This is a genomic window from Marinimicrobium sp. UBA4209, from assembly GCF_002381585.1.
Lineage (GTDB): Bacteria > Pseudomonadota > Gammaproteobacteria > Pseudomonadales > Cellvibrionaceae > Marinimicrobium > Marinimicrobium koreense.
The window spans coordinates 57,154-58,088 of the sequence record NZ_DFTP01000077.1; the positions used below are offsets into that span (position 1 = coordinate 57,154).

General features: G+C 58.0%; 2 protein-coding genes. Both read right to left on the bottom strand.

The annotated features are described in order from the left end of the window. The coding region (locus tag B3187_RS17605; protein ID WP_414673696.1) for a DUF3413 domain-containing protein at positions 1–200 on the bottom strand (200 nt) is incomplete at its 3' end. Then, entirely contained in the window at positions 121–777 is a 657-nt protein-coding gene (locus tag B3187_RS11620; RefSeq protein WP_286806593.1) for a DUF3413 domain-containing protein, read from the bottom strand. The genes B3187_RS11620 and B3187_RS17605, both read right to left, overlap by 80 nt. Between the last annotated feature and the right edge of the window lie 158 nt (positions 778–935).

The window sequence follows — 935 nt, forward strand, 5'->3', positions numbered from 1 at the left end:
ATGTTGGGGAGCTGCTCGGGTGTCGTGCACTGGAGCGCTGCCGTTGGATAGTTCAGGGCGCCCTGGCCATCGGGTGCACTCATTTGCTCGACCACCGAGGCTTCCCGCACGGCCTGAGGGTCAACCCAACCGTGGCGGGCAAAAAAGCGCTTGGCGGTCGCCGCGTGATAAAGCGGCAAGTGGCGCGCGACGCGGGTGATGCGATGATCGTAGTGGGCATCCGCCCAGGCATTCCAGCCGTGAGCCAGCAGTTGGNNTGGTTACCAGTAGGGTGAGAGGCGCCCATAGATAGCGACGCGGTGTCAAAATCCAAAAGCGTCGAGCCAGACTCCATTGCAGCAATGCGAGCGCAACAATGGCGATACCGCCCACCGCCCAGGTCTGCCAGGAAAATGAAAATATTTCGGTGCCACCGCCAACAATCAACTCGAACACAAAACCTGACAGGTGAAAACGGAATTGGTGGTAAACCACGGTGTCGAGCAGCAGCAAAGCAACGCCAGCGGTGCCGATGACGATGGCTGTCGGACGCAATAATGACTGCGGCAGAATCAGTGTCAGCAGGAGCAGCGGTAAACCAAACAGCCAGGCCAACAGGGAAAACTGGGCAATCATCGCCAGGGCTACGTAGAGTCCGGTGGCGGTGTCCGCCACGGTCATCCAGGGCAGATAACGAAAACCGATCAGCAACGCAATCAGGCTGTTGGCGACAATAAACCAGCCCGCCCATCGGACGCGTTCGCGCAACGGACGGCGGTATCGGAAGAGGGATGGCACGTAAAGCTCCTTGCAGTATGCGGCGGTTTTCTTCAGGTGGGTCGTTTACAATTCAATCTAACAGAAAGCGCAGAGTGCGATCGTAAAAAAGTGTATGGGGTTACGGCGGATGCACTGCGCCAACTGCGGTTCTAACCGTAGGGCGGATAAGTGCGAAG